Source organism: Bradyrhizobium genomosp. III (assembly GCF_000261705.1).
GTDB lineage: Bacteria > Pseudomonadota > Alphaproteobacteria > Rhizobiales > Xanthobacteraceae > Bradyrhizobium > Bradyrhizobium ottawaense.
The window spans coordinates 1-2,485 of the sequence record NZ_AJQF01000241.1 but is presented as its reverse complement, the minus strand read 5'-3'; the positions used below and the strand labels follow the sequence as shown (position 1 = coordinate 2,485).

General features: G+C 62.0%; 3 protein-coding genes. 2 read left to right on the top strand and 1 reads right to left on the bottom strand.

Translation table 11 applies throughout. The annotated features are described in order from the left end of the window. Positions 1-105 precede the first annotated feature (105 nt). Complete coding sequence (locus IC66_RS0120895; RefSeq protein ID WP_028140715.1) at positions 106-423, bottom strand: hypothetical protein; 318 nt, start codon at positions 421-423, stop codon at positions 106-108. 194 nt (positions 424-617) lie between these two features. On the opposite strand from IC66_RS0120895, the gene IC66_RS0120890 reads away from it, so the two are divergent. Together IC66_RS0120890 and IC66_RS0120885 are read left to right on the top strand one after the other, a co-directional pair. Further along, positions 618-1,097, top strand: a complete 480-nt coding sequence (locus IC66_RS0120890; RefSeq protein WP_038948879.1) for a hypothetical protein — start codon at positions 618-620, stop codon at positions 1,095-1,097. A 421-nt stretch (positions 1,098-1,518) separates the two neighbouring features. Continuing rightward, on the top strand, positions 1,519-2,466 hold the full coding sequence (locus tag IC66_RS0120885) for a TAXI family TRAP transporter solute-binding subunit (protein WP_038948878.1): 948 nt from the start codon (positions 1,519-1,521) through the stop codon (positions 2,464-2,466). The last annotated feature ends 19 nt before the right edge of the window (positions 2,467-2,485 follow it).

Below are 2,485 nucleotides of genomic sequence, written 5' to 3'. Positions count from 1 at the left end.
ATAGCTCGAAGAGCGGCGGCGGAAGCGTGCCCACGCACCTTTTGCGATAGAGAGAGATGGTGGGCACGGCGCTAACGCGCCTTTGCCCACCCTACGGCAGCGCGCTTACTGATCCGGCCCGAACTTGAACTTGCCGTCGCCTTCCAGATAGGGGCCGCTGCGCATGTAGAGCTGGCCGTTGTGGCCGATGAAGAACAGCGTGCCCTTCGGGACCTTCTTGGCGCCCTTCAGGAGCTCGCCGGCGTTGCTGGTGCCCATCTTGTAGGAAAAGGTCTTGCCCTCCCTGTCATAGGCATAGCCGGTGTCGGGCTTGAGCTCCCACGGCGTTGCAGGGGCTTGCGCGAAAGCGGGCGCGGCGAACGCGCCGAGCACCGTTACGAGTGCAGCCGAAACAAGTGCAAATGTCTTGGTTGAAAATGTCATCATCCATCCTCCCCGTCGCTGGGGTACCCGGCTTGAACAAATCACGAACGGCTTGTCCGGGTCAATTTGCGAAAGCGCCGCAGCGCATCACGTCTTGCCCAGCAGTTTGTGATTTTCCCTTCGTCCCCTCGCGACTATGTTCCGCTTTCCGTCTAGAACGCAACTCGACAAAATTATGGGTGGGGATGATTCGGATGCGCCATGTGATTAAACTTTGCTGGGCTGCTGCATTGTCGTTGACGGCGCTGGCACCGGCCGCCCGGGCCGATGATTACCAACTCAGCCACAACCAGCGGATTTCGTGCAGCCGCGGCCTTGCCCCGGGCAAGCTGAACACGGCGACCTGCAAGTCCTACACCTATCTGTTCAACACCAAGACCTCGGAATATTTCCGCTGCCAGGTCTCGCTGGCGCTGACCCGCGACAACAAGGAAGTCATCAACGTCCAGACCGACGGCGGCTGCACCAAGAAGCCGCGCATCTTCGAGACCGACGGCAAGTATGATTTCGACGCGACCGAGACCGAGCCGCCGAACACCAATTCGTTCTTCGGCCCCGGCGGCTATTCGGTGTGGGCCGCCGATGTCGGCGCGCAGAAGGTGCGCGGCTGCATCATCATCTCCTCCGGCCTCGGTTCCGACATCTCCAAATGCCTGGACATGACGTTCCAGTGAGAGCTTGCCAGTAAAGCCTTTCCAGCAAAGCCTTGCCAGCAAAGCCTTGCCAGTAAAGCCGCGCCAGTGACGGCGCGCTCCCTCCTGCTTACGGGGAGGGCGATCGCGTATGCGCTTGGCGGGGCCTGAGCGAGCGCCTCGTCCTTCGAGATGACCGCTTCGCGGTCTCCTCAGAATGAGGCTGAGCGCCAGCTTTGCTGTTGAAATCGCTGTCACGTACTCCGTCCTCATCCTGAGGGCCGCCGCAGGCGGGCGTCTCGAAGGATGCGCCGCGGGCGACTGCGCCACCTCGCCGCACCGCGGGTTCCCGAAAAATTCAGCGGATCGGCCGTTTACCGCAGTCCTGTTTTGTCTTTTGGATGGGTTGACCCGCATCCCTCATCCGGCCAATTTCGCCGCCGGTTTGGGGAGAACAACAACCATGAAACGGACCATTTTCGGCGCGGCCGCGGCTCTTGCTCTGGCGGCGTCGGCACCTTGCGCGCAGGCGCAATCCTTCATCAACGTGCTGACCGGCGGCACCTCCGGCGTCTATTATCCGCTCGGGGTCGCGATCGGGAAGATCTACGGCGACAAGATTCCGAACGTGAAGACGCAGGTGCAGGCCACCAAGGCGTCGGTCGAGAATTTGATCCTGCTGCAGCAGGGCCGCGGCGAGCTGGCGTTCACGCTCGGCGATTCGCTCAAGGCCGCCTGGGACGGCGAGGAGGAGGCGGGCTTCAAGACCAAGCTCGACAAGCTCAGGACCATCGGCGCGATCTATCCGAACTACATCCAGATCGTCGCGACCACCGAGTCCGGCATCAAGACGCTGGCCGACCTCAAGGGCAAGAGCCTCTCCGTCGGTGCGCCGAAGTCCGGCACCGAGCTGAATTCGCGTGCGATCCTGGCCGCCGCCGGCATGAGCTACAAGGATCTCGGCAAGGTCGAATATCTGCCGTTCGCCGAATCCGTCGACCTCATGAAGAACCGCCAGCTCAACGCCACGCTGCAATCGGCCGGTCTCGGCGTCGCCTCGCTGAAGGACCTTTCGACCTCGAGCCCGATCACGGTGGTGTCGGTGCCGAAGGAGACCGTCGACAAGATCGGCCCGCCCTTCGTCTCCGCGATCCTTCCGGCCAACACCTATACCGGCCAGGACAAGGACGTGCCGACTGCGGCGGTGATCAACTATCTCGTCACGAGCTCCGCGGTGTCGGACGATCTCGCCTATCAGATGACCAAGCTGATCTACGAATCGCTGCCGGAATTGCAGAATGCACACGCGGCCGGCAAGGAGATCAAGCTCGAGACCGCCGCGACAGGCAGCCCGGTTCCGCTGCACCCCGGCGCGATCCGCTATTACAAGGAAAAAGAGCTGATCAAGTAAGGCGCGCTCTATCCGCGAA